The organism is Achromobacter spanius, assembly GCF_003994415.1.
GTDB lineage: Bacteria > Pseudomonadota > Gammaproteobacteria > Burkholderiales > Burkholderiaceae_B > Achromobacter > Achromobacter spanius_C.
Map to the genome: position 1 here is coordinate 6,108,259 of NZ_CP034689.1, position 26,447 is coordinate 6,134,705.

Below are 26,447 nucleotides of genomic sequence, written 5' to 3' on the forward strand. Positions count from 1 at the left end.
TCGGTACGCAATGGCGAAACGGCGTGTCGATGCGGCGTGTCGATGCAGAGGCGTCGCGCCGCGCGTCAACGCGGCAGGTCGTCGGCCAGGTAGGCGCGGATGATGTCGGCAAAGCTCTTGTCGCCCGCCAGGCCCAATCGGTTGGCGCGCGTGGTGTCCCAGCGGCCGGGCCAACTTCCCACGATGCGCTCGACCTTGTCGTCCGGCCGCCAGGTGATGCGGTCTGCCACGGCGTCGCCCGCAACCTCGCGCAGCGCCTGTTCCATGTCGGCCACCGTCACCGACACGCCCGGCAGATTGATCGGCGCGCGGTCGGCCACGGCATCCGCGGGTAATTCGCAGCCGGCAATCAAGGCCTGAATGGCGCCGCGCGGCGACAGCAGCCACAGGCGCGTGTCGGGGCCAACCGGACACACGGCGGTTTCGCCGTTGAGCGGTTCGCGGATGATGCCGCTGGCGAACGACGAGGCAGCCGCGTTGGGCCGGCCGGGGCGCACGCTGATGGTGGGCAGGCGCAGCACGCGCCCGTCCACAAAGCCGCGCCGCGTGTAGTCGGCCAGCAGCAGTTCGGCAATGGCCTTCTGCGTGCCGTAGGACGATTGCGGGTTCAAGGCGGTGTCGTCGCGCACGGTGTCGGGCAAGTCGCCGCCGTAGACCGCCACCGAACTGGTGAAGATCACGCGCGGCTGGTGGCCCAGCGCGCGGCACACGTCCAGCAAGGCGCGTGAGGCATCCAGGTTGATGCGCATGCCCAGATCGAAATCCGCTTCGGCCTGTCCGCTGACGATGGCGGCCAGATGGAAGATGGCGCGGGTATCGGTGTCGATGGCTGCGCGCAGCACATCGGGGTCGGCGATGTCGCCCACCCGCGTATGCACGCGCGGGTCAGCGGTGAAGGCGTCGGTCTTGACGACGTCCAGCAGGTCGATGCGTGTGATGGCTTGCGGGCCGTTGGCGTCCAGCGTCAGCGTGCCCTGCTCCAGCAGTTTGCGAGCCAGCCGCTGGCCCAGGAATCCGGCGCCGCCGGTAATCAGGATGTTCATGGTGGGGTGCTCGCTTCTTGTTGACTCAGTGCTTGGCCAGATAAGGCTGGGCCCAGCCCAGACCTGCGCGCGTGCCGGCCTTGGGGCGGTATTCGCAGCCGACCCAGCCGGCATAGCCCAGCGCGTCGATGCGGTCGAACAGATACGGATAGTTCAGTTCGCCCAGGTTGGGCTCGTGGCGGTCGGGCACGCCAGCAATCTGGATGTGCCCGATGCCGGCCATGTCGCGCTCCAGCTTCACGGCGATATCGCCTTCGACGATCTGGCAGTGATAGCAATCAAACTGCACTTTCAGGTTGGCCGCGCCCACCTCGGCGCATATGGACTGGGCCTCGTCTTGGCGGTTCAGAAAGAAGCCGGGAATGTCACGCGTGTTGATGGGTTCGATCACGATAGTGATACCCGCCGAGGCGGCGGCGCTGGCGGCGCGCGCCAGGTTCTGCACGTACACCGCGCGATGCGCCGCGCGATCTTGCTCAGGACGAATCAGCCCCGCCATGACGTGCAGGCTGCGGTTGCCCAACTGCGCCGCGTAGCCCAGCGCCTGGTCCAGGCCGCGCAGGAATTCGTCTTCACGGCCCGGCAGCGACGCAATCCCGCGTTCGCCCGCTTCCCAATCGCCGGGCGGCGCGTTGAAAAGCGCTTGCGTCAGCCCGTTGTCTTGCAGCCGCGCGCGGATGTCGGCGGCGGCGAAGTCGTAGGGGAACAGAAACTCCACCCCCTGAAACCCGTCGCTGGCGGCGGCCTGGAAGCGATCCAGGAAGGCGTGCTCGTTGTACATCATGGTCAGGTTGGCGGCCAGGCGCGGCATGGCGGGTCCTTGGATATTGGGGTGGCGTGGGCGGCGCTTAAATGCGCCACCCAAGCAAGCGACGAAGAGCGTGACGACGAGAGTGACTACGAGAGCGACTACGAGAGCAATCCGGCAGGCAAGCCAATGCGGGTCAGTAGCGCGCGCCGAAGGTGACGCGCAGCTCGTCGATGGCCTGCTCGGACAGCGGCTCGGGGCGCGGCTGGCTCATCAGCCACAGGCGGGCGGTTTCTTCCAGCTCTTCCAGCGCGTAGGACGCCTGCGCAACCGAGCGTTCCCACACCACCGGCCCCAACCTTTCGAACAGCGCGCCGCGCACCTGGCCCGCCACGGCGGCCACCTCGGCGGCGGCTTGCGGGTCGCCGGGCCGGCGATAGGCGATCAAGGGAATGCGGCCCACCTTCATGACCTGATAAGGCGTGATGGGCGGCAGCACGTCGTCGGGCCGCCACACGCCGGCAAGCGTCAAGGCCACCAGATGCGTGGAATGCGTGTGGATGATGCCGCGCGACTCGGGGCTGGCGCGATAGATGCCCTGATGCAGCACCAGCGTCTTGGACGGCTTGGCGCCCGACACCCAGTTGCCGTCCAGGTCCACCTTGGCCAGATCGGCGGGGTCCAGCCGGCCCAGGCACGCGTCGGTGGGGGTGATCAGCCAGCCATCATCCAGCCGGGCGCTGATGTTGCCGGCCGCGCCCACGGTGTAGCCGCGTTGGTAGAGACTGGCGCCGACGACGCAGATTTCTTCGCGGATGCGGGCTTCATCAGTCATGAAAAAACCCCTGATGGGCAGGGGTGCATGTCTGGAAAAAATGGCGCGTAAGGTTCGGCGCGGAACGCAGCGGCTGGGCCAGCATGATGGGATGTCTCTTGTGTTGAATTTATCGGGTCATCATACAAATTTAAGGCTTGCGACCATATCGGGTAAACCCTAGACAGCAAGCAAAAGGCCTGGGCGGATGCCCAGGCCTCTGAATGCCTTTACCCGCCGGGGCCGGCTTATTCCAGCACGCGCCCCTTGGTTTCAGGCAACAGCAACGCCGTCACGATCACCACCGCATACGCCCCCGTGGCAAACGCGCCGATGGCCCAACCCAGCCCATGCGTCTGGCTGAGAAAGCCGACCAGGCTGGGAAACAACGCCCCGATGCCGCGCCCGAAGTTGTAGGCGAAACCTTGGCCCGATGCCCGCACGCCCGACGGGAACAGTTCGGTCAGGTAAGCGCCGATGCCGCTGAAGATGCCCGACGCGGCAAAGCCCAGCGGGAAGCCCAGGAACAGCATCTGGTGATCGGTCAGCGGTACTTGTGTGTACACATAAACGCTGATGGTCGACAGCACCGAGAAGATCAACAGGTTGGCGCGACGGCCCAGGCGGTCGGCCAGATAGGCCCCCGCGATGTAGCCGCAGAACGAGCCCAAGATGATCACCATCAGGTAACCGCCCGTGTTCAGCACCGACAGTTGGCGCTCCACCTTCAGGTAAGTGGGCAACCACGTCGTGATGGCGTAGTAGCCGCCCTGCACGCCCGTGCAAAGAATGGCCGTGATGACGGTGGTCTTGATCAGCGCGGGCGAAAAGATCGTCCAGAACGACGCGCGCGCCTCGCCGGCATGCACCTTGGCCTGCGCGCGCTTGAACACTTCGGGTTCGGGCACGTTCTTGCGGATGTACAGCACCAGAAAGGCGGGCAACACGCCGATCCAAAACAGGCTGCGCCAGGCCCATTCGGGCGGCAGCAACGAGAACGCCACGGTGTACAGGATCGCCGCCGCGCCCCACCCCACGGCCCAGCCGCTTTGCACGGTGCCCACCGCTTTGCCCCGGTGTTCGGCGCGCACGATCTCGCCCATCAACACCGAGCCCACGGCCCATTCGCCGCCAAAGCCCAGGCCTTGCAACGCGCGCAGCACGAACAACTGTTCGAAGTTCTGCGCAAAGCCTATGGCCACGGTGCAGGCCGAAAACCACAGGATCGTGTATTGCAGGACGCGCACGCGGCCATAGCGGTCGGCCAGGATGCCGGCCAGCCAGCCGCCAATGGCGGAGAACAGCAGCGTGACCGTGCCCAGCATGCCCGCCTGGCCCTTGTCGATGCCCCACAGGCTCATCAGGGTGGCGATCACGAAGGTGAACACCATGAAGTCCAGGGCGTCGATGGCCCAGCCCCCGAACGCGGCAATGAAGGTGCGGCGTTCGGTCTTGTTCAGCTCTCTATACCACTGCATGGTTTGTCTCTTGAATGGTTCTGAAGGGGCGTGCGCTTAGCGCGCCGGGGTGAAGCCGTACAGGCGTTCGGGGTTGCTGACCAGGATGCGGTGGCGCACGTCGGCATCCGGCGCCCACTGCGCCAACTGGTTGCGCAGCCGGCCCGTGTTGACCATGCGCGTTTGATGCACATGGGGCCAGTCGCTGCCCCACAGCATGCGGTCGGGCGCGGTGTCGATCAGCGCTTGCGCCCACGGCGTCACGTCGCTGAAATCGTCGAAGCGGTCGCTGATGCGATAGGCGCCTGATAGCTTGACCCACCAGCCGTGGTCGCGCACCAGATGCTGCAAGGCCAGAAAGCCCGCGCTGTCAGTGCCATCGCCCACCGGCATGTGCCCCATATGGTCCACCACACCCGGCACCGGCAGCTTGCGCATGCGCGGCAGCAGGTCGGGCAATTGGCGCGCATCCATCAGGAACTGCATGTGCCAGCCCAGGCCGGCAATGCGGTGCGCCAACGTTTCCATGGCGTCAAAGCCGATGCCGCCGCCAAACAAGACGTTGATGCGCAGGCCACGCACGCCGGCGGCATGCATGGCTTCCAGTTCCTGGTCGCTGACGTCGGGCGCGACGACGCCCACCCCGCGCAATTGCTCGGGGTGACGGCGCAGCACTTCCAGCATGTAGCGGTTGTCGGTGCCGTAGACGCTGATCTGCACCAGCACACCGCGCGACATGCCGGTTTGGCGCAGCATGCCCAGGTAGGCGGATTCGGGTGCGGGCGGCGGCGTGTAGGTGCGCTCGGGCACGAGCGGGTACGCGCTGCTGTCGGCGGCGACGACATGCGCGTGCGTGTCGCAGGCGCCGGGCGGAATGTCGAAGGTGGCGGCGTCCATGTCGGGCAAGGGCGCCAGGCACAGCGGGGGCTGTTGCTGCGGCTCGCCGGAAGGGGGCGACGGGAAAGAGCTCATGCGTAAGTCTCCTAGGCTGATGATCGTCTTGTGATCATGCCAGCGGACCAGGGCGGCGCCAAAGAGCTTGGCGCCACCCCGGCCTTCAATTGACGGTGATGTTGGCGTCTTGAATCAAGGCCGCGAAATGCGGCACGTCACGCGCGATCAAGGCCTGGAACGCCGCCGCGCCCTGGTCCTTGCCAACGGGCGCCTGCGCCGCCAGCTTGTCCAGCGAATCCCGCACGCCGGGGCTGTTCAGGGCCGCCGCCAAGGCCTGTTCCAAACGCGCGATGACGGCGGGCGGCGTGCCGGCCGGTGCGGCGATGCCGTTCCAGACGCTCATGTTGAACGCTGGCACCCCGGCTTCCGCAAACGTCGGCACATCGGGAATCTGCGGCAGGCGCGAAGCGCTGGCCACGGCCAGGGCCGTGACGCGCTTGGCTTCGTGGATGGGAATCATCGTGACGGTCTGGTCAATCACCGCGTCCACCGTGCCGGCCATCAGGTCGGCGATGGCCGGCCCCGCTCCGCGATACGGAATCTGCATGCCCTTGGTATTGGTCACGTGCATGAAGGTGGCCGCCGCGATGTGGCTGGTGGAGCCGGACCCCGCGTTGCCGAAGTTCACGTCCGCGCCGTTCTTCTTCATGCGCGCAACGAAGTCGGGCAGCGTGGTGATGCCGCTTTTCTTGCTGACCGACAGCACCATCGGCACCGTGGCCACCAGGCCGATGGCGGCCATGTCGCGGCGCGGATCAAACTTGGCCTTGGGATATAGCGACGGCGCAATCGCCAGCGACCCCATGTTGCCGAAAGTGATGGTGTAGCCGTCGGGCGCGGCACGCGTCACGCGCTGATTACCGATCATGGTGCCGCCGCCGCCCAGGTTTTCCACGACGATGGTCTGGCCCAGGTTCTCGCCCATGGCCTGCGCCACGATGCGGGCCAGGCCATCCGTAGAGCCGCCCGCCGCATAGGGCACCACCATCGAGATGGACCGCGTGGGGTAGTCCTGCGCGCTTGCGTTGGCGCCAAGCGCCATCAGGCCGACGGCCAGGGCCGCCCGGAATGTCTTCTTCATGTCTCGCTCCTTGCTGTATGTGCCGGCGATAGCCGGCCCCTCCGCCTGGTGCCGGCGGTTGTGGGTGATGCAGGTTTAAAAAAAAGCGCGGACCGTGCCGCGCCGTAGAGGGAATCTAGGAAGCCACTTTCTTTGCGCCCAGCTCCACGCCCGCCAACTGTTCGGACAGGCGCGCCACAGCGGTGTGGTCCTGCCCCTTGCCCAGCGTCTTGCCCGCCGACGCCCATAGTTCACGGCACAGTGACGCAAACGGCGTGGGCGTGCCGGTGTCGGTGGCGATGCCCAGCGCAATGCCCAGGTCTTTCACCATCAGATCCAGCCCGAAACCCGAGTTGAATTCGCGCGACAGCACGAACTGCTTGAATTTTTTCTGCGTGGAATTGTTCATGCCGGTGGATGCATTCAACACATCCACGATCACGTTCGGGTCCAGGCCGAATTGTTGGCCGATCAGCATGGCTTCCACGCCGATCAGGAAGCCGCCCGCCGAAACCAGATTGTTCAGCGCCTTCATGGCGTGCGCGCTGCCTACATCGCCGACCGGCGTGATGGACGTGCCCATGGCCGACAGCGCCGGGCGCACGCGCTCAAGCGTGGCGGCCGGGCCGCCGAACATGATGGATAGCTCACCGGTGCGCGCACGCGGCACGCCACCGGACACGGGTGCGTCCACCATCTGCCCGCCCGCCTCGGCCACGGCCTGGGCCAGTCGTTGGGTATGGGCCGGCACGCCCGAACTCATCTCCACCACCACGCTGCCGGCGCGCAGGCCCGCCAGCACGCCATCCGCGCCGCTCAGCACCTGTTCAACGATGCCGCTGGTGGGCAGCATGGTGACGATGATGTCGCTTTGCGCGGCCAGCGCCGCGCAGGTGGCGGCTGCCTGCCCGCCGACTTCCTGCGCGAATTTGTCGGCCTGGCCCGGCACGGCGTCGAACACCGTCACCGCGAAGCCCGCCTGCACCAGCCGCGCCGCCATCGGCCAGCCCATGCTGCCGATGCCGATCAGCCCCACGCGCTCTTGCGCTGCGCTCATGCTTGCTGCTCCTTGAAGGCGCCCTCTTCTTCCAGCACCTGGTTGGCCACCTTGAAGGCGTCCAGCCCCGCCGGAATGCCGCAGTACACGGTGGCTTGCAGCAGGATCTCTTTGATCTCTTCCACCGTGACGCCGTTGTTCAGCGCGCCCTTGACGTGCAGCTTGATCTCGGCCGGGCGGTTCAGCGCCGTCAGCATGGCCAGGTTCAGCATGCTGCGGGTCTTTTTCTCCAGGCCCGGGCGGCCCCAGGTATAGCCCCAGCACCATTCGGTGGTGATGTTCTGAAACGCCATCATGAAGTCGTTGGCGCGCGCCAGCGAACCGTCCACGTACTCGGTGCCCAGCACCTCGCGACGCAGGTTCAGCCCTTGGTCGAACAGGGCTTGGGTTTCGGATTTGGTGTCTGCCATGAGTTCCTCGCTGGTGATGGATGAAAGGCGAATACGCGATCGATTACGCGATGGATTGTCTGCCAATTTCTGTCAGATCGTCAATAGTCGGATTGTCTGACAATATGCTTGACTGCGTAAATATTGAGCACAATAATGCGGCAAAGCGCCGGGCTGGCTGCCGTGCGCCCCATCCCCATAAAAGCCAGGAGACAAGCATGAAAAGCAACCCCAAACAGGCCGTGCACCCCGCAGTCGTACGCCACGGGCGCCGGGAATTTGTCGCTGGACTGGGCGCCGCCGCGCTGGCGGCCTCGCTGCCCGGCATGGCCCGGGCGGCGCCAGCTGAGATCAATGTTGGCGTCATCCTGCCGCTGTCCGGCGCCAACGCGCAGTTCGGCATCAATTCCCGCCAGGGGCTGGAATTGGCCGCGGACGAGATCAACGCGGCCGGCGGCATCAAGTCGCTGGGCGGCGCCAAGCTCAAGCTGATCATCGCGGACGCCACCTCGCAGCCCACCACCGCCGCCACGGTGGCGCAGCGCCTGATCACGCAGAACCGCTGCGTGGCGATCATTGGCGCGTACGCCTCGTCGCTGACGCTGGCCGTATCGGAAGTGACCGAACGCCGTGGCATCCCGCTGTTGACCATGTCGTTCTCGGACATGCTCACCGAGCGCGGCTTCAAGCACATCTTCCAGGTGGTGTCCAAGGGCTCGGTGCTGGGCCGCGCTCAATACGATTACGCCGCGTCGGTCGTGGCCGGCGCGTCCAACATCAAGAAGATCGCGCTGCTGTACGAAGACACGGCCTACGGCACCTCGCAGGCGGTGGGCGTGCGCAATGCCGCCAAGGCGGCTGGCGCCGAGATCGTGCTGGACGAGGCCTATCCGCTGGGCATCACCGACGTGACGCCGCTGATCAGCAAGCTGCGCGGCTCCGATGCGCAGATCGTGTTCCCCATTTCGTATCTGAACGACAGCCTGCTGATCATCCGCGTGATGCGCCAGCAACGGCTGACGGTGCCGGTGGTGGGCGGCGCGGCGGGCTACGTGATTCCCGACTTCGCCCGCGCGCTGGGTCAATACGCGCAGGCGGTGCTGTCGATTGCGCCGGCCAACTACGACCAGGCGCCCGAATACACCGAACGCTATCGCAAGCGCTTCGGCACCTTCATGCCGCACGAAGCGCTGGAACACGCCGTGTGCGCGGGGGTGTTGGCCGCGGCGCTGGAGGTGGCGGCATCCGACAAGCCCGAGGCAGTGACCAAGGCGTTGCGTGCGCAGAAGTACGACCAGGGCTGGGCGGGCGTGATGTCGGGCGGCGGCGTGCACTTCGACGCCAAGGGTCTGAACACGCTGGCCCAGCCCATCATGGTGCAGTGGCAGAACAACGAGCTGGTGTCGGTGTGGCCGCAGGCGTTGGCCAAGGGTAGCGTCATCAGCGCCGGCTGATCGGCTTCGCACAAGACGGAGGGGGACGGGTCATGCAATTCTTGCAGGCGCTGGTGGACGGCATTCTGCTGGGCGGCGTTTACGCGGTGATCTCGATCGGGCTGACGCTCGTTTTCGGGGTGGTGTCCATCGTGAACTTCGCCCAGGCAGAGTTCCTGATGGTGGGCATGTTCGTGGCGTACTTCGCCTGGAAACTGCTGGGGCTGGACCCGCTTTTGGGGTCGTTGCTGTCGTTCGCCGTGGCCTTCGTGCTGGGCGTGCTGACGCAAAAGTTCCTGATCGACCGGGTGATGAAGGCGCCTGCCGTGGCGCAGATTTTCCTGACGGTGGGCTTGCTGATCGTCATGGAAAACCTGGCGCTGATCCTGTTCGGATCGGAGTTCCGCTCGGTGCAGACGCCCTACCAGATGACGGCGCTGGCGCTCGGCCCCATTCTGTTCAGCGCTCCGTATCTGCTGGCCTTCGTGGTGGCGTCGGTAGCCGGGCTGACCTTGTGGTGGGTGCTGAAGAAAACCTGGTGGGGCATGGCGGTGCGCGCCACCGCGCAAGACCCGATGGCCGCCCGGCTGTCGGGCATATCCACCCATCGCGTGCATCAGTTGGCCTTCGGACTGGGCGTGGGGCTGACAGCCCTGGGCGGCGGCATCATCCTGCCGTATCTCACGGCGTCCACCACCGTGGGCGCGCAGTTCAGTGTGCTGATGTTCACGGCGGTGGTGCTGGGCGGCCTGGGCAGCGTGTTGGGCGCGGTGGTGGGCGGCGTGGCGGTGGGCGTGATCCAGTCGCTGTCATCGCTGGTGCTGCCCATGCAATTGCAGAATCTGGTGCTGTTCGCCATCTTCATTCTGGTCTTGGCCGTGCGCCCGGAAGGTCTTTTGAAAAGGGCGGCATGATGCGCATGAATCGACAACTCTTACCCTGGGCGCTGCTGCTTGCGGTGGCGCTGGCGGCGCCCTGGTTGATGGAAGACCAGGGCTATGCCATACGCGTGGTGACGCTGGTGATGCTGTTCGCGGCGATGGGCCAATCGTGGAATATCGTGGGCGGGCTGGCGAATCAGATCTCGTTGGGCCATGCGGCCTTCTTCGGTCTGGGCGCGTACACGTCCACGCTGTTGCTGATGCGCTATGGCATTTCGCCGTGGTTGGGCATCGTGGCCGCGATGGCGGTGGCGGCGGTGGCGGGCGCGCTGCTCAGCCTGCCCACCATGCGGCTGCGCGGGCATTACTTCGCGCTGGCAACCTTGGCGTTTGGCGAAGTGCTGCGAGCCATCGCCAACACCTGGGCGTCCGTCACGGGCGGGCCGGTGGGCCTGTCCATTCCGTTTGCCGAAGGCTGGGCGCAGATGCAATTCAAGTCCAGCATTCCGTACTACTACCTGATGCTGGGGGCCGCCATCATCACGTCCGTGGTCTTTGCGCTGATCAGCCGGTCGCGGCTGGGCTACCGCTTGCGTGCGGTGAAGGCCAACCCGCAAGCGGCGGAAGTGATCGGCGTGAACACCGCGCAAACGCGCATCCTGGCCGCCGTGGTGTCCGCCGCGCTGATGGGCGCCTGCGGCACGCTGTACGCGCAGTTCATCTACTTCTTCGACCCGGACACGGTGTTCTCGCTGGTGGGTGTGTCGGTGCGCGTGGCGCTCATCTGCATCATCGGCGGCGTGGGCACGGTGGCGGGGCCGTTGATCGGCGCGCTGGTCATCATTCCGTTGGAAGAGGTGTTCAACGATTGGCTGTCGGGCCACACGGCCGGGGTGTCGCAGTTGGCGTTCGGCCTGATATTGATCGCCATCATCCTGATCGAGCCGCGCGGCCTGTCGGCGCTGTGGACGCGGCTGCGCAACCTGACCCGGGGCCAGCATGCCTGACATCCTGAAAGTCTCGAACATCCAGCGCCGCTTCGGCGGCCTGAAGGCGGTGGACGACGTGTCGTTCAGCGTGGCGCGCGGCGACATCCTGGGGCTGATCGGGCCGAACGGCGCGGGCAAGACCACGGTGTTCAACCTGCTGATGGGCTTGTACGCCAGCCAGGGCGGGCGCATCGAACTGGAAGGCCGCGACGTCAACGGCCTGCGCCCCCACCAGATCGCGGCGCTGGGCATGACCAAGACCTTCCAGAACGTCGCGCTGTTTCCCGAGATGACGGTGCTGGACAACGTGCTGGTGGGCGGCCTGCTGCGCCACGACGTGCCGCGCGCCCGCCAGGTGGCGCGCGACAGCCTGGACCGCGTGGGCCTGTCCGCCATTGCCACCAAGCCCGCCGGCGAACTGTCGTTTCCCGAACAGGCGCGGGTGGAACTGGCGCGCGCGCTGTGTACCAACCCCCGGGTCTTTTTGCTGGACGAGGTGATGGCGGCGCTGAACGAGGCCGAGATGGACACCATGCTGGACCTGATCCGCACGCTGCGCGATGAATCCGGCATCAGCTTCATCGTGGTGGAACACCACATGCGCGCCATCATGCGGCTATGCAACCGCATCCTGGTGCTGTCGTTCGGCCAGAAGATCGCTGAGGGCAGCCCCGCCGAAATCGCGGCGAACCCCACGGTGATCGAGGTCTACCTGGGCAAGTCGATGGAACACGTGGAGGCCAGCGCATGAGCCTATTGCAGATTCAGGGGCTGACCGCCTCTTACGACCGCAGCCCGGTCTTGCACGACGTGTCGCTGGAGGTGCCGCAAGGTGGCTTCATCGCGGTGGTGGGCGCCAACACCGCGGGCAAGAGCACGCTGCTGCGCTGCGTATCGGGCTTGCTGGACAAGGTCAGCGGCAGCATCGTCTTCGACGGGCAAGACATCCTGCGCTTGCCGCCGCACCGCATTCCCGAACTGGGCATTGCCCATGTGCCGGAAGGCCGCCACGTATTCCCCGAGATGACCGTCGAAGAAAACCTCTACCTGGGCGGCTACACCCGCCGCCGGGACGGCGCGGCGCTCAAGCGCGGTTGCGACGAGGTCTATGCCCTGTTTCCCCGCTTGCGGGAGCGCCGTCGGCAGGCCGCCGGCACCTTGTCGGGCGGCGAGCAGCAGATGGTGGCGTTCGGGCGCGCGCTGATGCTCAAGCCCCGGCTGCTGTTGCTGGACGAACCCAGCCACGGCCTGGCGCCCAAGGTGGTCGAGGAAATGCACCAGGCCATGATCGACATCCACCGCAGCGGGCTGACCATTTTGCTGGTGGAGCAGAACACGCGGCTGGCGCTGTCGGTGGCCGAACACGCCTACGTGCTGCAATCCGGCGCCATGGTGCTGTCCGGCCCCAGCCATGCGCTGATGGAAGACAGCCGCGTGCGCGAAGCGTACCTGGGGCTGTAGCGATGGGGCTGATGCGATGAGGGTAAGGCTATGAGGTTAAGGCGATGAGGTTAAGGCTATGAGGTTAAGGCTATGACCCTGCGCCGGGATATATTGCGTCTTTACGTTGAATCGGCGGTGCGCGGCGCCCTGGCCAAAAGCCTGGACGGCGGCTTGCGCCCGCCGCCACGCTAAGCGAGAGACAGCCATGCCCACCCCCACCGGTGCGATTTTCGAGAAGCCCACCACCCTGCGTACCCGCGTCGAGGAATACCTGCGCGGCGCCATCATGGATGGCCACATCAAGGGCGGTGAACGCCTGCGCGAAGTGGAGCTCTGTGAGCAACTGAGCATCAGCCGCAGCACGCTGCGCGAGGCCCTGCGCACCCTGGAGGCCGAACGGCTGATCTCCATCGAGCCGCATCGTGGCCCCACCGTGGTGCGCATCACGGAAAAAGCGGCTCGCGACCTGTATGCGCTGCGCGCGCTGCTGGAAGGCTTTGCCGCGCACGAATTCGCGCGGCTGGCCAGCGATGCCGACGTCGCGCGGCTGCGCAAGGCCGTCGATGCCCTGCACCGCCAGGCCAAGGGCAGCAACAAGTCGGCGCTGCTGGCCGCCAAGCGCGATTTCTACGACGTGCTGCTGTCGGGCTGTGACAACGACCTGATCAAGGACATGCTGCCGGGGCTGCTGTCGCGCATCAATCTGCTGCGCGCCACCTCGTTCGCGCGCCCCGACCGGCTGCCGGAAAGCATGGCCGAAATCGACGACATCTTCGAGCGCATCAAGGCGCGCGACCCACAAGGCGCCCAAGCGGCCGCACAGAGCCATATCGTGAACGCGGAACGCACCGCGCTCGACGTGCTCAGGCGCCAACAAGAGGAGGCATCCCCCCGTGAAGGCGACCGTGCAGGAACTGAGGGCCGTGGCGGCCCTGGCACAGCAGGATAGCGAATTCATCAGCGCAGCCAGGGGCCTGCCCTGCGCCATCTGGCTGCAAGTGGGTGCGGATCCGGAAGACCGGGTTTGCGCCTGGGCCGGCCAGCCCGCCGCCCCCTCGCAGTGCATCGTCATCAGCGCCTTGCCGGACACCTGGCACAAGCTGATGACCTCCACCCCTCCCCCCGGTTACCACTCCTACACCGCAGCCCATCGCTTTGCGCCGGGCCTGCGTGTCAAAGGCGACGCGCTGGCCATTGCGCAGGCGCTGCATCCCCTGGAACGGCTGTTTGAAATCCTGCGCGGGCAGATCGAGGACGTTGCGCCCGTCTTGCTGGACCGCGGCAGCATCACCGGCCATTACGCCACGCTGGACCTGGGCGACACCCGCACTTCCCTGTACGTCGAAACCAGCGGCCTGGCGGACGGCCCGCCGCTCTTGATGCTGCATACCGCCGGCGCCGATTCCCGCCAGTACCACGCACTGATGGCCGATGCCGAGCTGCGCGCCCAATGGCGAATGATGGCCTTCGACATGCCCGGCCACGGCCGCAGCATGCCCCTGCCCGGCCACGCCTGGACCGATACCGGGCTGACCCGCGACGCCTACCTGCACACCTGTCTGGCCGCGATCCGGCAACTGGCGGGCGCGCCCGTCGTCTTGCTTGGCTGCTCGATGGGCGCGGCGATGGCTTTGGTGATCGCCGCCCGCAGCCCGGCGGACGTGGCGGGCGTGGTGGCACTGGAAGCACCGGACAAGGCCGTGGGCCGCCGCACGCCCATGCTGTGCCACCCCCAGGTGAATCAGGCGGCGCACAACCCGGCCTATGTGCGCGGGCTGATGGGCCCCGCCGCCACCTTGCAAGCACGCCGCGAGGCGGCCTGGATCTATGCGCAAGGCGGCTACAACGTGTACGCCAACGACCTCTGGTTCTACAGCGAAGACTTCGACGCGTCCCAACACCTGGACGGGCTGGACACGCGCGCGTTCGGTGTATCGCTGCTGACGGGCGCGTACGACTATTCGGCCAGCCCGGAAGATTCGCGCCGCGTCGCCGCGCGGATCCCCGGGGCGCGCTTTACCGCCATGCCAGACCTGGGCCACTTCCCCATGGTGGAAAGCCCGCAGTGCCTGATGCGCTACCTGAAGCCCGAACTCGACCACATCCGCAACACCCGAGGAATCGTATGACGCTGCCTGAATACGAAGTCTATGCCTTGCGCTATGCCACTGTGGCGCGCCGCCGCGCGCAGAACTTCATCACGCCGCCCGATCCGCACGACGGCCCGATGCCGATGGATTATTTCGTCTGGGTCATACGCCGCGACCAGCGCGTATGGCTGGTCGACACCGGCTTCAACCAAGCCGCCGCCGACGCACGCGGCCGCGAATTCCTGCGCTGCCCGATCGATGCCTTGAAAAACTTGGGGCTGGCGCCCGAAGACATCCAGGACGTCATCGTCACGCACCTGCACTACGACCACGCCGGCAACCTGCGCAAATTGCCGCACGCCCGCCTGCATCTGCAAGAAAGCGAGCTGCACTACGCCTGCGGCTGCAATATGCGTTTCGACATGCTGCGCCACGCCTATGCGGTTGAAGACGTGCTTGATGTGGTGCGGGGCGTGTACGACAAGCGGGTGGACTTCTACCACGGCCACGATGAACTCGCCCCGGGCCTGCAACTGCTGCACATCGGCGGCCACACGCAGGGGCTGCAAGCGGTGCGGGTGCATACGGCGCGCGGCTGGATCGTGCTGGCCTCGGACGCCAGCCACTACTACGACAACATGGGTTTGGACACGCCGTTTCCCATCGTGCTGAACGTGGCCGACATGCTGGCCGGGTACGAGACCCTGCTACGCCACGCCGAGTCGCCGGACCACATTGTGCCGGGGCACGACCCGCTGGTCAGAAGCCGCTACCCAGGCGTCGTGCAGGGCGACACCGAAATCGTGGCGCTGCACCTGCCGTGCATCCATCCAGCCTGACGGTGATCCGCCGCGCCTTGCGCATTCAATAGCGCAGTTGCGCGTCGCGTCCGGCAGACGCCGCCTGCGCCAGCGCCCGCGTAATGATCCTGGTGGACACGTTGGCGAAGTAACGAGCGCCCAAGGCGCCGTACTTCGCTTCGTCCTCAGGCGTCAGCGCAATGATGCCGGGGCATTTCCCAGCGGATGCAATGGCCTTCAAGCCCTGTTCGATAGCCTGCTGCACGGGCGCGGCCGTCCAGTCGCTGCCGTGGCCCATCGCGTGGGCCAGGTCGTTCGGGCCGATAAAGACCGCGTCCACGCCCTCCACCGCCGCGATCTCCGCCGCCACCGCAATGGCTTCGGGGGTTTCGATCATGGCGATGAAGCCGATGCCGTCGTTGCTGCGCTGCGTGTGCCCCGCCCCGCCGAACGCGCCATAGCCGGCCGCGCGCGTGCTGAAGGCGCTGCCACGGCGGCCCAGCGGCGGGTAGTGCACCATGGCCGCCAGCCGCCGCGCCTGCTCGGCGCTTTCCACCATGGGCACCTGCACCGCGCTGGCCCCCATGTCCAGCACGCGTGGCAGATCGTGTTCAAAGCAGCGCACCACCGGCACGATGCCCGCCGCGCGGGCGGCGCGCAGCATGTGTTCGGTGGTGCCGAGATCAGCGCTACCGTGCTCGTTGTCCAGAATGATGAAATCGAAACCGGCGTACGCGCACATCTCCACGATGGCCGGGCTGGGCAGCCCGTTGAACAGGCCGCGCAAGGGCTTGCCGCTGCGCAGCATGTCCGGCAGGCGGCCGTCCAGGGGATGGTGGGAAGGGGTCATGGACATCTCCTATGGCTGGGAAAGGCGATCAGTCTGCCTGGATACCGGCGTCCTTGATGACCTTGCCCCATTTTTCGATTTCGCTGCGCTGGAATTGCGAAAACGCCGCCGAGCCGCGCCCGTCCGGCGCCACACCCAAGGTCAGCAGCTTGGCGCGCACCTCGGGCGTCTTCACGATGGCCGCGAGTTCGCGCGCCAGTCGGTCCACCACGGGCTTGGGCGTACCGGCGGGCGCGAAGACGCCTTGCCAGGACTGCATTTCAAAGCCGGGCAAACCCAGTTCCGCCAAGGGCTTCACGCCCGGCAGGTCGGCCAGCGGCGCGGCGGACGTCACGCCCAGCACCTTGACGCGCTTGGAATCGATCATCGGACGCGCGGCGGCCACGGTTTCAAAGACCATGTCGATCTGCCCGCCTATCAAATCCACCATGGATTGCGAGCCGCCCTTGTACACGATCTGCCGCAATTGCGTGCCGGAGATGGACTGGAACAGTTGGCCCGACAAGTGTTGCGAGGTGCCCGCGCCCGCCGTGCCATAGGTCAGCGTGTCCGGCTTGGCGCGCGCTGCGTCGATTACTTGCTGCACCGTGTTGAAGGGGCTGTCGGCACGCACCACCAGTGCATTGCTGACCATGCCAACCAAGGCAATCGGCGTGAAGTCCTTGACCGGGTCATAGCCCAGCTTCTTGATGAAGAACGGGTTCACGGCGTGCGTGGTGATGGTGCCGCCTTCGATCGTGTAGCCGTCGGGTTCGGCGCGCGCCGCCAATTGCGTGCCGACGATGCCGGAGACGCCCGGCTTGTTCTCGACGATGACGGATTGACCCAGCCGCGCGCTCAACTGCTCGGCGAGCAGGCGCGCCACGCCATCAGACACGCCCCCGGGCGAGAACGGCACGATGTATCGAATGTTCTTGGTGGGCCAGGCGGCGGCGTCGCCTTGGGCGTGGGCCAGGGTGGCGGTCAGGCCGAACGCCGCAACGGCGCTCAGGGTACGGATGAAAATGCTGCGCATGGGTGTGTCTCCTGCTGAGAGTGTTGAGCGCGTCTGTTGCGCGCTTTGCGTTGTTGCCGGTAAAAAAACAAAAGGAAATCAGGGTCCTGCCCGAACGGTGGCGCGTTCGATCAGGCTGCACGGCACGACGATGTCGCGCGGTCGTAGTTCGGCCTGCATCTGCTCACGCAGCAAGGCCACCGTGGCGTCCACCATGGGTTCGACCTGCTGGCGTATTGTCGTCAGGCGGTAGGCGCCCCATGCCGCTTGCGGCACATCGTCGAAGCCCACTACCGCCACGTCTTGCGGCACGCGCACGCCGAGTTCCTGGCGCAGCACATCCAAGGCCGCAATCGCCATGTGGTCGTTGCCGGCAAAGAGCGCGTCGGGTGCGTTGGACGCTTCGCCAGCAAATAGCCGGCGCACTGCCTCTTGCGCGCGGTCAAAGTCGTAATGGCCCACTTCGCGCCGATGCAGCGCGTGGCCCAGTTCGTGCAGGCCGTCGACAAAGCCGCGTTCGCGCTCGATGCTGGTCGATGAATCTTCCAGGCCCGCCAAGTAAGCAAAGCGCCGGTAGCCGCGTTCCACCAACAAGCGCGCCGCCATCTGGCCGCCCGCGTAGTTGTCCGACGTGACCGAGCTGCTGGCATGCCGCGCCAAGCCGCCCAGAATGGACACGCGGTTGAACTGCACCACCGGCACGCCGACCTCGGCACAACTGCGCGCCACATTCGATGACAGCATGGCGGACGCCATGACGATGCCGTCCACCTGGTATTGCAAAATTTCCGCCAGCACACCGTCGGCCGCCTCATCGACTTCCGCGATGAACATCAGCACGTGATAGCCCTCTTTCTGCAGCTTCTGCGACAGCTTTTCAATCACCAGCGGATAAAACTGGTTTTCCAGATAGCTCATCACCAGCGCCACGATACGGCTGCGCCGCGTGATCAGGCTGCGGGCCAGCGCGTTGGGCCGGTAACCCAGCTTCTGCGCCGCCGCCAGCACCTTGCGGCGCGTGGCTTCCGACACGCTGGCGCCCGGCGTGAAGGTGCGGCTGACGGCGGACTGGGACACCTCCGCCAGGTCCGCCACGTCTTGCGCGCGCGGCGCGGTCTTCATGCGGCTGTCCATCCCGCGTCCAGCATCAACGCGCTGCCCGTCATCAGGCTGGACGCGTCGCTGGCCAGGAACACGATGGCGCCCATCACTTCGTCCAAGCGGCCGACGCGGCCCAGCGCGTTGCGCGCACAGACCCAATCGCGAAAGCCCGGCTGCTCCAGCATGCCGGCCGTCATGGGGGTTTCGATGAAGGTCGGGCACACGGTATTCACGCGAATGCCCGCCCCGCCCACGTCCCAGGCCAACGCGCGCGTCATGCCTTCCAGCGCGTGCTTGCTGGCGCAGTACAAGGTGCGGCGGGGGCTGCCCACATGCCCCATCTGCGATGACACGTTGATGATCGACCCCGGCAGGCCATCCTTGAGCAGACGGCGCGCCACCGCACGGCTGGTGTAGAACGCTGCCTTGACGTTCAGGTCCAGCACCGCGTCGATGTCCTCGTCGGATTGCTCCACCAAGGGCTTGGGGCGATTCATGCCGGCGTTGTTCACCAGAATGTCGAAGGGGTCGACTTGCGCCACCGCATCGTCCACAGCGGCGGAGTCGGTCACGTCCAGCACCAGCGCGGCGCAGTCGATGCCTTCGGCGCGCAAGGCCTCACAGACTTGCAGCAATTCAGGTTCGCGGCGCGCCGCCACCGTCACGTGTGCACCGGCGCGGCCCAGCGCGGCGGCGGCAGCCAGGCCGATGCCACCGCTGCCGCCCGTCACCAGGGCACGGCGTCCGTCCAGACGGAAGTCGGGTCCTTTGGGCAGTGAAATCATGCTTGCGCCTCAACCGGCTGATACCAGGGCAGGTCGGGCCGGGCGCCATAGCGACGCACGCGGATGTTGGCCTGCTCGCCGTGGCCCGCGAAATTTTCCATATGGCACAGGCGCGAGCAGTATTCGCCCATCGTGGTGCTGGCCGCGTCGGTCAGCACGCGCTGGTAGGTGCAGGTCTTCAAGAACTTGCCCACCCACAAGCCGCCCGTATAGCGCGCGTTGCGGTTGGTCGGCAGCGTGTGGTTGGTGCCGATCACCTTGTCGCCAAAGCTGACGTTGGTACGCGGACCCAGGAACAGCGCGCCGTAGTTCGTCATGTTGTGCAGGAAGTAATCGGGGTCGCGGGTCATGACCTGAACATGCTCGAAAGCCAGCTCGTCGGCCACTTGCAGCATTTCCTCGATCGTGTCGCAGACGATGACTTCGCCACAATCCACCCAGGCCTGCGACGCGATGCCAGCGGTGGGCAGGATGGCCAATTGGCGTTCCACTTCGGCCAGGGTGTCCTGCGCCAGTTGTTCACTGTTGGTCAGCAGCACGGCGGGTGACGTGGGGCCGTGTTCGGCTTGCCCCAGCAGGTCCACCGCACACAATTCGCCGTCCACGCTGTCGTCAGCGATCACCAGCGTTTCGGTGGGGCCGGCGAACAGGTCGATCCCCACGCGCCCGTACAGTTGCCGCTTGGCTTCGGCCACGAACATATTGCCCGGCCCGACCAGCATGTCCACGGGCGCCACGCTGGGCGTGCCCACCGCCATGGCCACCACGGCCTGCACGCCACCGAGCACCAGGATTTCGTCGGCGCCGGCCATATCCATGGCGGTCACGATGGCCGGATGCGGCTTGCCTTGATACGGCGGCGCGGTGGACACAACGCGCTTCACGCCCGCCACCTTGGCGGTCAACACGCTCATGTGCGCCGAGGCCAAGAGCGGATATTTTCCGCCGGGGATATAGCAACCCACGGCATTCATCGGCACATGCTTGTGGCCCAGCACCACGCCGGGATACGTTTCCACTTCCACGTCGCGCATCGAATCGCGCTGGATCTGGGCAAAGTTGCGTACCTGGGTCTGAGCGAAAGCGATGTCTTCGATTTCGCGCGCCGACAACTGCTTGCGGGCGGCTTCGATGTCCGCGCGCGACAGACGGAAGTCCGCCGGGTCCCAGTTGTCGAACTTGCGGCTGTAGTCGCGCACGGCATCGTCGCCGCGCACCTCGATGTCGCGGATGATGCCTTCCACGGTGGCGCGCACCTTGGCGTCATCGTCGGTTTTTACGGCGGCGGTGCGGCCGCGCTTCAGATAGCGAATCATGGTTTTCTGGCCCTGCGATCGTGAGTGGTTCAACAAAGTGAGGCCACTTTCGAAGGCTTGCATACGTATGCAAATAGGGAAAAACCCTGACCCATTCGCGATCGGTGCGCCAGAGTTCAGCTAGGATATTGGCGTTGTCCAACCGCAGGAGTTTGCGATGCCCTCACTGAGACACGTCATCCTGGCCGCCGCCCTGGCCATGCCGCTCGCCGCGCACGCCGAAAGTGTCACCTTGCACGCCGCACGCGCCACCGCCAGCGCCGACCCGAACACCGGCGCGCGCGTGGTCGACGTGGAACTCAAGCCCGACAGCCGCAAGGCGCTGGCCGACTTCACCCGCGACCGCGTCGGCAAGCGCATTCAGCTGCGATCCAACGGCATCCTGCTGTCGTCGGCCACCTTGATGAGTCCGCTGGAAGGCGACAGCTTTCGCATCACGGCTGGCGAACACGGTTTTGCGGGCAAATCCGCTGAAGAGATAGCCCAAGGCATCATGAAAGACGGCGGCCTGACCGTGGACGACGAGAACACGGCCAAGTAGCGGCTGGCTGGCTTCACGCACCCAGCGCCGCGCACCACTGCCTAACTCGCGCGGGCCGGTTCAGCCCGCGATTTCAAACAGGCCGGCCGCGCCCATGCCGCCGCCCACGCACATCGTGACGACGGCATAGCGCACGCCGCGCCGCCGGCCCTCTATCAACGCATGCCCCGCCATCCGCGCGCCCGACATGCCGTAAGGATGGCCGATGGCGATAGCGCCGCCGTTGACGTTCAGGCGCTCGTCCGGAATGCCCAATTGATCGCGGCAAACCAGCACCTGGCAGGCGAAGGCTTCGTTCAGTTCCCACAAGCCGATGTCATCCACCGTCAAGCCGTGGCGCGCCAGCAAGCGCGGCACGGCATGCACCGGCCCGATGCCCATTTCTTCCGGACCGCATCCGGCAACGGCCATGCCCCGGTAATACCCCAGCGGCGTCAGCCCACGGCTACGCGCCTGCGCGGCTTCCATCAGCACGCAGGCCGACGCGCCGTCCGACAGCTGCGAGGAATTTCCCGCCGTGATGTGTTGCCCCACTTCCAGGCGCTGGCCGTTCTTGAACACGGGTTGCAGCGCGGCCAGGCTGTCCAGCGAGGTGTCGGGCCGGTTGCCTTCGTCGCGGGTCAGCGTCACGGTCTGCACGGAAGTCTCGCCGGTGGCGCGGTCCGTCACCTGCTTGATGGCGGCGAGCGGCACGATCTCTGCATCGAAGCGGCCAGCGGCCTGGGCGGCGGCGGTGCGTTGCTGCGAGCGCAGCGCGTAGGCGTCTTGCGCGGCGCGGGGAATGCCGTAGCGGCTAGCCACGATCTCGGCCGTTTCCAGCATGCTCATGAATATTTCCGGCTGCTCGCGCATCAAGGCGTCGTCGAACCAGCGGCTGCGGTTCATGCGGTCGTTCTGCACCAGGGATATGGATTCGAGGCCGCCCGCCACCACGATGTCCATGCCTTCCTGCGTGACCTGCCGCGCGGCCGTGGCGATGGCCATCAAGCCAGAGGCGCACTGGCGGTCCAGCGTCATGGCGGCCACCTGCACGGGCAGGCCCGCCCGCAGCGCTGCCTGGCGCGCCACGTTCATGTGGGTGGTGCCTTGCTGCAAGGCGGCGCCCAGGATCACGTCTTCCACTTCGCCGGGGTCGATGCCCGCGCGCGCCACCGCATGGGAAATTGCGTGGCCGCCCAGGGTGGGCGCGGTGGTGTCGTTGAACGCCCCGCGATAGGCCCGGCCGATGGGCGTGCGGGCGGTGGAAACGATGACGGCTTCTCTCATGGTGAATTCCTAAGACTACACAGGCCCGACCGCCTTAACGATCCTGGCGGCGCCACAGGGTATGGCTTTGTTCACGTGCGAATTGGGTGACGTAGTACGGTCCCAGGCCGCCCTTGCCGGTCATGCCCGAGCCCTTCCAACCGCAAAAGGTTTGTATGCCCGGCCAGGCGCCCGTGGTCGCGCCGCTGGCGCGGTTCACGTACAGCGCGCCGGCTTGGGCCTGGTTCAGGAACAGGTCGATCTCGTCTTGCTCTTGCGCATAGCAGCCGGCGGTCAGTCCGTAGTCGACCGCGTTGCCGTCATCAATGGCCGCTTGCAGATCATCGAACGGCAGCACCGAGACCAAGGGCAGGAACAGTTCCTTGCGATTCAAGCGATGGTCGGCGGGCAGGCCCGCGGCCACGGTGGGACGCACGTAATGGCCATAGGCCAGTTCGCCCGCGATCAGGCGCCGGCCGCCCGACACCAGCCGGCCGGCAAGGTCCACGTCTTCGCAGGCGGTGCGATAACGCCGCCACGCCGCTTCGTCGATCAGCGGCCCCATGAACACGTCGCGCTCACGCGGGTCGCCCACCACCACCGCCTCGGTAGCCGCGCACAGCCGATCCAGAAAGGCGTCGTGTACCGCCGCGTACGCGTAGACCTTCGACCCCGCCGAACACTTCTGCCCTTGCAGCCCGAAGGCGGAGCGCAGCACGCCTTGCACGGCCACGTCCAGGTCCGCACTGGCGGTAATGTAGGTGGGATTCTTGCCGCCCATTTCGGCGATGACGGGCCGCGCGTGGCGGCCCGCCGCCACCGCTTGCAACAGCTCCATGCCCACGTCCAGGCTGCCGGTGAAGGCGTAGCCGTCGACGCCCGCATGCTGCGCCAGCAGCGCGCCCGTCTTGGCGCCACCGTACACGCCGTTCACGCAGCCTGACGGCAGGCCCGCGGCGTCGCAGGCGCCCAGCAGCAGCGCCCCCGTCAAGGCGGCGCGGGGCGACGGCTTATAGACCACGGCGTTGCCCGCCAAGAGGGCGGCGCACATCATGTTCACCGACAAGGCCAGCGGAAAATTGAAGGGCGCGATCACCGCGAAGACGCCATACGGACGCAACACGTCGTGCGTGCTTTCGTTGTCGAAGGCACGCGCCAGCGGTTGCCGATAGCCGTCGCTGCGTTCGGCCTGATCGCAGTAGTAACGGATCAGGTCCACCGCTTCCTCAGCCTCGCCCAGCGCCTCCAGGCGTGACTTGCCGATCTCGATCATCGTGGCCATGGCGAAGTCGTACTTGCGTTCGGACAGCACCATCGCCAAACGCCGCAGCACCGCGATGCGCGCCGCCCAGCCTTGCGCGGCCCACGCCGGCTGCGCATGCCTGGCGCAGGCGATGGCGCGGTCCACGGTATCGGCGTCCGCACAAGGAAAGCGGCCAATCAACAACCAATGGTCGATCGGCGAATACGACGCTTGCAGCGCTTCGCCCGCCACCGCCTTGCCACCGAAGCGATGGCGATGGTCGTGGCCCAGCATGCGCGATTCGAAATCGGGCAGCCGTTGGTCCAGCAGGTCGTGCACCGCTGAGAAATCGGTGTGCAGGTTCGAGTACGTGACGCGAGGCAGGGTGGGGTCGATCACTGTGGCTCCCGGAGCAGCGTTCGGGTGGGCGTGGCCGGCCAGGTGCGGCCGGCCAGGCGCGGCCGGCTTGGCGCGGACGGCCAACGGGCTCAGGCCGCCGCGCGCAACAAGGGTTCCAGCGCGTGGCGCAAGGCGGTGGGCAGTTCGACGGGCTTGCTGGATTCACGGTCTACGTAGGCGTGCGTGTAGCTGCCCTGCGCCGCCGCCGTCTCGTCGTCTCCGCGAAACAAGGCGAACTCATAGGTGACGCTGCTGCGGCCCAAGCGCCCGACGCGCAAGCCCAGCACCACGCGCTCGGGGAACGTGACCGGGCGAAAGTACGAGGTCTGGCTGTGCACCACCAGGCCGATCACGGCACTGGCGCGCAGGTCCAGCACGCCCAGCTCGATCAGCGTCTGGTTGACGGCCGTGTCGAAATATTCGTTGTAGACCACGTTGTTCATGTGGCCGTAGACGTCGGTGTCGCGCAGCCGCGTGGTCATCGGCATCAGGCGCGGGTAGTCGGCGCGCGCGTGCGGGGCGGCGCGGCGCGGTTGCGCTTGTTCCGTGTTGGCGTTCATGCGGCCTCCTGTGCGCGCTTCAAAATGCGGGCAACGTGCGCCAGCCCCTCGGGCGGTTCGATCATCGAGTCCAGGCTGGCGATGGCATCGAAGTGCGCGGCGATGCTTTCCGGCGTGCGCTCGCTTTCCGGGAAATACACGCCCGCGCTTTCCACGATGGCCAGGCGCGCGTACGTGCCGGCGCCGGCCAGCAAGGCCGTGCGGCTGGGCGCGCCCTCGGCCACCAGGAACAAGGCCGCGGGCGTGACATAGGCGGGGTCCAAGGCACGCAACGCGTCGGCATCGAACATCGCGGCCGTCATGCGGGTGGCGGCGGTGGGCACCAGCGCATTCACGTGGATGCCGTGCTTCTGCCCTTCCAGGTGCAGCACGTTCATCAGGCCGACCACGCCTGCCTTCGCGGCGCCATAGTTCGATTGGCCGAAGTTTCCATACATGCCCGACGTGGACGTGGTCATCAGGATGCGGCCGTAGCGTTGCTCGCGCATGATGGGCCACACGGCGCGCGCGCAATTGGCCGAGCCCAGCAGGTGTACATCGATGACGGCGTTGAAGTCGTCGGCGCTCATCTTGGCAAAGGTCTTGTCGCGCAGGATGCCGGCGTTGTTGATCAGGATGTCGACGCGGCCCCAGGCGTCGATGGCGCGCGCCACCATGGCGTTCACGGCCGAGGTGTCGCAGACGTTGCCGTCGTCGGCAATGGCCTGGCCGCCCGCCGCGCGGATCTCGTCGACCACGGTTTGCGCCGCGCCGCCAAAATCATTCACGACCACGCGGCAACCGCGCGCGGCCAGTTGCAGGGCGTGGCTGCGGCCCAGGCCTTGGCCGGCGCCGGTCACGATGGCAACACGTTCATCGAAGCGTAGAGTCATGGCGGTCATCCTTGAAGCACGGTCATGGTGATCCAGTCGGCCACCAAGGCGGGGCGCGTGGCGCCCTCGATCTCGACGGTGACGGCATAGCGGGTGGTGAATTCGCGTTCGTTGCGGGACGTGAATTCGCTAAGAACAAAGCGGCCCCGCACGCGCGCGCCCACCGGCACCGGGGTCAGAAAGCGGACTTTGTCGAAACCGTAGTTGATGCCGATGGCCCCTTCAAACGCGGGCAACACCTGCAGGCTGAACGCGGTCAGCAACGACAAAGACAGGAAGCCGTGCGCGATCGGCCCGCCAAACGCGCTTTCACGCGCGGCGCGCGCCGGGTCCACATGAATGAACTGATGGTCGCCAGTGGCGTCGGCAAACAGGTCCACCTGCGCCTGCGTGATGGTGAGCCAGTCCGACACGCCGATTTCTTGCGATACCCGGGCGGCCAGGGTTTGCGGATGGGTCAGGGGCGGGGCAAGGTCTGTGGTCATGGAGGGCCGTTGCGTGATCGGGTCTGCGTGTAGGGGGCAGCGTGTAGGGGTCTGATCGCTCAGTTAAGCGCTAAAACATACCGAGTAGTATAAACTTCGATTTTGCGATTTGCATAGCATGCTGAAGACGGGCGCGCATGCGTCGCAAACGTGCCCCAGCACCCGGCGGGGCGATGGGCTATTGGCTAAACTGGCGCTTTGCCGTGACGCATGGATGGAGAAAGACGCAATGAATGGGGAACCTACGGTGACGGCTGCACGCGATGACGGCATGGGCAATATTGCACTGCTGACCGCGGCGGCCGAGTGCTTCATGGAGCAGGGGTTCCACGCCTCCAGCATCGACGACGTGGCGCGCCGGCTGGGCGCCACCAAGGGCCGCGTCTACCACTACTACCGATCAAAGACCGACCTGTTCTTCGACGTGCACCGCGAAGGCATGCGGCGCAACTTCGAAGCCGTGCGCCCGGTCATGAAGGAACCCGGCACCGCCGCCCATCGGCTGGCGCTGATGCTCAAGCACCACGCGCTGTCCATGATGGAGAACCTGGCGTTCGAAACGGTGGTGGTGCAAGGCGTGCACATGCATCGCCTGGGCGCGACCACCCCCGCGCAGCGCCAGACGCTGGCCGACCTGATGACCATCCGCGATGATTTCGAAGCGCTGTTCAAGCGCGTGGCCTACGAAGGCGTGGAAGACGGCTCGCTGGCCATCGACGACGTATCGGTAGCCATCAAGTCAGCGTTGGGCGCCATCAACTGGCTGGCGGTCTGGTATCGCCCGCGCCTGGGCGAAACCCGCGACGACCGCGAAATCCTGGCCAACAAAATCGTCCACACCATCATCGCCGGCCTGGGCACCCGCCCCTGACGGCAACACACCCATCGCGCGCAGCCC

General features: G+C 66.3%; 28 protein-coding genes. 10 read left to right on the forward strand and 18 right to left on the reverse strand.

Features of this window, described 5'->3' with window-relative positions; all coding sequences use genetic code 11:
• Nucleotides 1–65 precede the first annotated feature (65 nt).
• The 8 genes from denD to ELS24_RS27965 form a co-directional block, all read right to left on the reverse strand.
• Nucleotides 66–1,043 (reverse strand): D-erythronate dehydrogenase, encoded by a 978-nt coding sequence (denD, locus tag ELS24_RS27930; protein WP_050445850.1) that lies wholly within the window; start codon nucleotides 1,041–1,043, stop codon nucleotides 66–68.
• Nucleotides 1,044–1,068: 25 nt separating this feature from the next.
• Complete coding sequence (gene otnI / locus ELS24_RS27935) at nucleotides 1,069–1,854, reverse strand: 2-oxo-tetronate isomerase (RefSeq protein ID WP_127185988.1); 786 nt, start codon at nucleotides 1,852–1,854, stop codon at nucleotides 1,069–1,071.
• Nucleotides 1,855–1,987: 133 nt separating this feature from the next.
• The gene (locus ELS24_RS27940; protein WP_127185989.1) at nucleotides 1,988–2,626 is read right to left on the reverse strand and encodes an aldolase; all 639 of its coding nucleotides are present in this window, start codon (nucleotides 2,624–2,626) and stop codon (nucleotides 1,988–1,990) included.
• A gap of 227 nt (nucleotides 2,627–2,853) precedes the next feature.
• Nucleotides 2,854–4,083: an MFS transporter gene (locus tag ELS24_RS27945; protein ID WP_127185990.1), complete on the reverse strand. Its 1,230-nt coding sequence runs from the start codon at nucleotides 4,081–4,083 to the stop codon at nucleotides 2,854–2,856.
• 36 nt (nucleotides 4,084–4,119) lie between these two features.
• The gene (locus tag ELS24_RS27950; protein ID WP_127185991.1) at nucleotides 4,120–5,034 is read right to left on the reverse strand and encodes an amidohydrolase family protein; all 915 of its coding nucleotides are present in this window, start codon (nucleotides 5,032–5,034) and stop codon (nucleotides 4,120–4,122) included.
• Between the two features lie 85 nt (nucleotides 5,035–5,119).
• Entirely contained in the window at nucleotides 5,120–6,097 is a 978-nt protein-coding gene (locus ELS24_RS27955) for a Bug family tripartite tricarboxylate transporter substrate binding protein (RefSeq protein WP_050445846.1), read from the reverse strand.
• A gap of 115 nt (nucleotides 6,098–6,212) precedes the next feature.
• On the reverse strand, nucleotides 6,213–7,133 hold the full coding sequence (locus ELS24_RS27960; protein WP_050445845.1) for an NAD(P)-dependent oxidoreductase: 921 nt from the start codon (nucleotides 7,131–7,133) through the stop codon (nucleotides 6,213–6,215).
• Nucleotides 7,130–7,543, reverse strand: coding sequence for a carboxymuconolactone decarboxylase family protein (locus tag ELS24_RS27965; protein WP_050445844.1), 414 nt, complete (start codon nucleotides 7,541–7,543; stop codon nucleotides 7,130–7,132). Before ELS24_RS27965 ends, ELS24_RS27960 begins: the two co-directional genes overlap by 4 nt.
• Before the next feature lie 197 nt (nucleotides 7,544–7,740).
• Between ELS24_RS27965 and ELS24_RS27970 the strand changes: the two genes are divergently transcribed.
• From ELS24_RS27970 to ELS24_RS28005, 8 genes are all read left to right on the forward strand, one after another.
• Entirely contained in the window at nucleotides 7,741–8,976 is a 1,236-nt protein-coding gene (locus tag ELS24_RS27970; protein WP_050445843.1) for an ABC transporter substrate-binding protein, read from the forward strand.
• A 32-nt stretch (nucleotides 8,977–9,008) separates the two neighbouring features.
• The gene (locus ELS24_RS27975) at nucleotides 9,009–9,869 is read left to right on the forward strand and encodes a branched-chain amino acid ABC transporter permease (RefSeq protein ID WP_127185992.1); all 861 of its coding nucleotides are present in this window, start codon (nucleotides 9,009–9,011) and stop codon (nucleotides 9,867–9,869) included.
• A 5-nt stretch (nucleotides 9,870–9,874) separates the two neighbouring features.
• Nucleotides 9,875–10,843 carry a branched-chain amino acid ABC transporter permease gene (locus ELS24_RS27980; RefSeq protein ID WP_240669404.1) on the forward strand — a complete coding sequence of 323 codons (969 nt, stop codon included), beginning with the start codon at nucleotides 9,875–9,877 and terminating at the stop codon, nucleotides 10,841–10,843.
• Nucleotides 10,836–11,576, forward strand: coding sequence for an ABC transporter ATP-binding protein (locus ELS24_RS27985; RefSeq protein WP_127185993.1), 741 nt, complete (start codon nucleotides 10,836–10,838; stop codon nucleotides 11,574–11,576). The genes ELS24_RS27980 and ELS24_RS27985 overlap by 8 nt, the downstream gene beginning before the upstream one ends.
• Entirely contained in the window at nucleotides 11,573–12,286 is a 714-nt protein-coding gene (locus ELS24_RS27990) for an ABC transporter ATP-binding protein (RefSeq protein ID WP_050445840.1), read from the forward strand. The genes ELS24_RS27985 and ELS24_RS27990 overlap by 4 nt, the downstream gene beginning before the upstream one ends.
• A 187-nt stretch (nucleotides 12,287–12,473) precedes the next feature.
• Entirely contained in the window at nucleotides 12,474–13,217 is a 744-nt protein-coding gene (locus ELS24_RS27995; protein WP_050445839.1) for a GntR family transcriptional regulator, read from the forward strand.
• Nucleotides 13,162–14,397 carry an alpha/beta fold hydrolase gene (locus tag ELS24_RS28000; RefSeq protein WP_127185994.1) on the forward strand — a complete coding sequence of 412 codons (1,236 nt, stop codon included), beginning with the start codon at nucleotides 13,162–13,164 and terminating at the stop codon, nucleotides 14,395–14,397. The genes ELS24_RS27995 and ELS24_RS28000 overlap by 56 nt, the downstream gene beginning before the upstream one ends.
• Nucleotides 14,394–15,197, forward strand: a complete 804-nt coding sequence (locus ELS24_RS28005; protein ID WP_127185995.1) for an N-acyl homoserine lactonase family protein — start codon at nucleotides 14,394–14,396, stop codon at nucleotides 15,195–15,197. Before ELS24_RS28000 ends, ELS24_RS28005 begins: the two co-directional genes overlap by 4 nt.
• 25 nt (nucleotides 15,198–15,222) lie before the next feature.
• Here ELS24_RS28005 and ELS24_RS28010 read toward each other — a convergent pair whose 3' ends face one another.
• The 5 genes from ELS24_RS28010 to hisD form a co-directional block, all read right to left on the reverse strand.
• Nucleotides 15,223–16,008 (reverse strand): HpcH/HpaI aldolase family protein, encoded by a 786-nt coding sequence (locus ELS24_RS28010; protein ID WP_127185996.1) that lies wholly within the window; start codon nucleotides 16,006–16,008, stop codon nucleotides 15,223–15,225.
• Between the two features lie 28 nt (nucleotides 16,009–16,036).
• The gene (locus ELS24_RS28015) at nucleotides 16,037–17,023 is read right to left on the reverse strand and encodes a Bug family tripartite tricarboxylate transporter substrate binding protein (RefSeq protein WP_050445835.1); all 987 of its coding nucleotides are present in this window, start codon (nucleotides 17,021–17,023) and stop codon (nucleotides 16,037–16,039) included.
• Nucleotides 17,024–17,101: 78 nt separating this feature from the next.
• Nucleotides 17,102–18,124, reverse strand: coding sequence for a LacI family DNA-binding transcriptional regulator (locus tag ELS24_RS28020; protein WP_127185997.1), 1,023 nt, complete (start codon nucleotides 18,122–18,124; stop codon nucleotides 17,102–17,104).
• Complete coding sequence (locus ELS24_RS28025) at nucleotides 18,121–18,888, reverse strand: SDR family NAD(P)-dependent oxidoreductase (RefSeq protein ID WP_127185998.1); 768 nt, start codon at nucleotides 18,886–18,888, stop codon at nucleotides 18,121–18,123. Before ELS24_RS28025 ends, ELS24_RS28020 begins: the two co-directional genes overlap by 4 nt.
• Nucleotides 18,885–20,204 carry a histidinol dehydrogenase gene (hisD, locus tag ELS24_RS28030; RefSeq protein ID WP_127185999.1) on the reverse strand — a complete coding sequence of 440 codons (1,320 nt, stop codon included), beginning with the start codon at nucleotides 20,202–20,204 and terminating at the stop codon, nucleotides 18,885–18,887. The genes ELS24_RS28025 and hisD overlap by 4 nt, the downstream gene beginning before the upstream one ends.
• Nucleotides 20,205–20,361: 157 nt before the next feature.
• On the opposite strand from hisD, the gene ELS24_RS28035 reads away from it, so the two are divergent.
• The gene (locus ELS24_RS28035; RefSeq protein ID WP_127186000.1) at nucleotides 20,362–20,745 is read left to right on the forward strand and encodes a SecDF P1 head subdomain-containing protein; all 384 of its coding nucleotides are present in this window, start codon (nucleotides 20,362–20,364) and stop codon (nucleotides 20,743–20,745) included.
• A gap of 60 nt (nucleotides 20,746–20,805) precedes the next feature.
• Here ELS24_RS28035 and ELS24_RS28040 read toward each other — a convergent pair whose 3' ends face one another.
• The 5 genes from ELS24_RS28040 to ELS24_RS28060 form a co-directional block, all read right to left on the reverse strand.
• Complete coding sequence (locus ELS24_RS28040; protein WP_127186001.1) at nucleotides 20,806–22,011, reverse strand: acetyl-CoA C-acyltransferase; 1,206 nt, start codon at nucleotides 22,009–22,011, stop codon at nucleotides 20,806–20,808.
• 34 nt (nucleotides 22,012–22,045) lie between these two features.
• The gene (locus ELS24_RS28045) at nucleotides 22,046–23,632 is read right to left on the reverse strand and encodes an aldehyde dehydrogenase family protein (RefSeq protein WP_127186002.1); all 1,587 of its coding nucleotides are present in this window, start codon (nucleotides 23,630–23,632) and stop codon (nucleotides 22,046–22,048) included.
• 89 nt (nucleotides 23,633–23,721) lie between these two features.
• Nucleotides 23,722–24,192 (reverse strand): acyl-CoA thioesterase, encoded by a 471-nt coding sequence (locus ELS24_RS28050; protein WP_127186003.1) that lies wholly within the window; start codon nucleotides 24,190–24,192, stop codon nucleotides 23,722–23,724.
• Nucleotides 24,189–25,064 (reverse strand): SDR family NAD(P)-dependent oxidoreductase, encoded by an 876-nt coding sequence (locus ELS24_RS28055; RefSeq protein ID WP_127186004.1) that lies wholly within the window; start codon nucleotides 25,062–25,064, stop codon nucleotides 24,189–24,191. Before ELS24_RS28055 ends, ELS24_RS28050 begins: the two co-directional genes overlap by 4 nt.
• A gap of 5 nt (nucleotides 25,065–25,069) precedes the next feature.
• Complete coding sequence (locus tag ELS24_RS28060) at nucleotides 25,070–25,549, reverse strand: MaoC family dehydratase (RefSeq protein WP_127186005.1); 480 nt, start codon at nucleotides 25,547–25,549, stop codon at nucleotides 25,070–25,072.
• 229 nt (nucleotides 25,550–25,778) lie between these two features.
• Here ELS24_RS28060 and ELS24_RS28065 point away from each other — a divergent pair, with 229 nt between their 5' ends.
• Nucleotides 25,779–26,420, forward strand: coding sequence for a TetR/AcrR family transcriptional regulator (locus ELS24_RS28065; protein ID WP_050445828.1), 642 nt, complete (start codon nucleotides 25,779–25,781; stop codon nucleotides 26,418–26,420).
• Nucleotides 26,421–26,447 lie beyond the last annotated feature (27 nt).

Excerpts from the sequence above, each read along its gene's own strand:
- denD (WP_050445850.1), bottom strand. The coding sequence starts at position 1,043 with ATGAACATCCTGATTACCGGCGGCGCCGGATTCCTGGGCCAGCGGCTG.
- otnI (WP_127185988.1), bottom strand. The coding sequence starts at position 1,854 with ATGCCGCGCCTGGCCGCCAACCTGACCATGATGTACAACGAGCACGCC.
- ELS24_RS27940 (WP_127185989.1), bottom strand. The coding sequence starts at position 2,626 with ATGACTGATGAAGCCCGCATCCGCGAAGAAATCTGCGTCGTCGGCGCC.
- ELS24_RS27945 (WP_127185990.1), bottom strand. The coding sequence starts at position 4,083 with ATGCAGTGGTATAGAGAGCTGAACAAGACCGAACGCCGCACCTTCATT.
- ELS24_RS27950 (WP_127185991.1), bottom strand. The coding sequence starts at position 5,034 with ATGAGCTCTTTCCCGTCGCCCCCTTCCGGCGAGCCGCAGCAACAGCCC.
- ELS24_RS27955 (WP_050445846.1), bottom strand. The coding sequence starts at position 6,097 with ATGAAGAAGACATTCCGGGCGGCCCTGGCCGTCGGCCTGATGGCGCTT.
- ELS24_RS27960 (WP_050445845.1), bottom strand. The coding sequence starts at position 7,133 with ATGAGCGCAGCGCAAGAGCGCGTGGGGCTGATCGGCATCGGCAGCATG.
- ELS24_RS27965 (WP_050445844.1), bottom strand. The coding sequence starts at position 7,543 with ATGGCAGACACCAAATCCGAAACCCAAGCCCTGTTCGACCAAGGGCTG.
- ELS24_RS27970 (WP_050445843.1), top strand. The coding sequence starts at position 7,741 with ATGAAAAGCAACCCCAAACAGGCCGTGCACCCCGCAGTCGTACGCCAC.
- ELS24_RS27975 (WP_127185992.1), top strand. The coding sequence starts at position 9,009 with ATGCAATTCTTGCAGGCGCTGGTGGACGGCATTCTGCTGGGCGGCGTT.
- ELS24_RS27980 (WP_240669404.1), top strand. The coding sequence starts at position 9,875 with ATGAATCGACAACTCTTACCCTGGGCGCTGCTGCTTGCGGTGGCGCTG.
- ELS24_RS27985 (WP_127185993.1), top strand. The coding sequence starts at position 10,836 with ATGCCTGACATCCTGAAAGTCTCGAACATCCAGCGCCGCTTCGGCGGC.
- ELS24_RS27990 (WP_050445840.1), top strand. The coding sequence starts at position 11,573 with ATGAGCCTATTGCAGATTCAGGGGCTGACCGCCTCTTACGACCGCAGC.
- ELS24_RS27995 (WP_050445839.1), top strand. The coding sequence starts at position 12,474 with ATGCCCACCCCCACCGGTGCGATTTTCGAGAAGCCCACCACCCTGCGT.
- ELS24_RS28005 (WP_127185995.1), top strand. The coding sequence starts at position 14,394 with ATGACGCTGCCTGAATACGAAGTCTATGCCTTGCGCTATGCCACTGTG.
- ELS24_RS28010 (WP_127185996.1), bottom strand. The coding sequence starts at position 16,008 with ATGACCCCTTCCCACCATCCCCTGGACGGCCGCCTGCCGGACATGCTG.
- ELS24_RS28015 (WP_050445835.1), bottom strand. The coding sequence starts at position 17,023 with ATGCGCAGCATTTTCATCCGTACCCTGAGCGCCGTTGCGGCGTTCGGC.
- ELS24_RS28020 (WP_127185997.1), bottom strand. The coding sequence starts at position 18,124 with ATGAAGACCGCGCCGCGCGCGCAAGACGTGGCGGACCTGGCGGAGGTG.
- ELS24_RS28025 (WP_127185998.1), bottom strand. The coding sequence starts at position 18,888 with ATGATTTCACTGCCCAAAGGACCCGACTTCCGTCTGGACGGACGCCGT.
- hisD (WP_127185999.1), bottom strand. The coding sequence starts at position 20,204 with ATGATTCGCTATCTGAAGCGCGGCCGCACCGCCGCCGTAAAAACCGAC.
- ELS24_RS28035 (WP_127186000.1), top strand. The coding sequence starts at position 20,362 with ATGCCCTCACTGAGACACGTCATCCTGGCCGCCGCCCTGGCCATGCCG.
- ELS24_RS28040 (WP_127186001.1), bottom strand. The coding sequence starts at position 22,011 with ATGAGAGAAGCCGTCATCGTTTCCACCGCCCGCACGCCCATCGGCCGG.
- ELS24_RS28050 (WP_127186003.1), bottom strand. The coding sequence starts at position 24,192 with ATGAACGCCAACACGGAACAAGCGCAACCGCGCCGCGCCGCCCCGCAC.
- ELS24_RS28055 (WP_127186004.1), bottom strand. The coding sequence starts at position 25,064 with ATGACTCTACGCTTCGATGAACGTGTTGCCATCGTGACCGGCGCCGGC.
- ELS24_RS28060 (WP_127186005.1), bottom strand. The coding sequence starts at position 25,549 with ATGACCACAGACCTTGCCCCGCCCCTGACCCATCCGCAAACCCTGGCC.
- ELS24_RS28065 (WP_050445828.1), top strand. The coding sequence starts at position 25,779 with ATGAATGGGGAACCTACGGTGACGGCTGCACGCGATGACGGCATGGGC.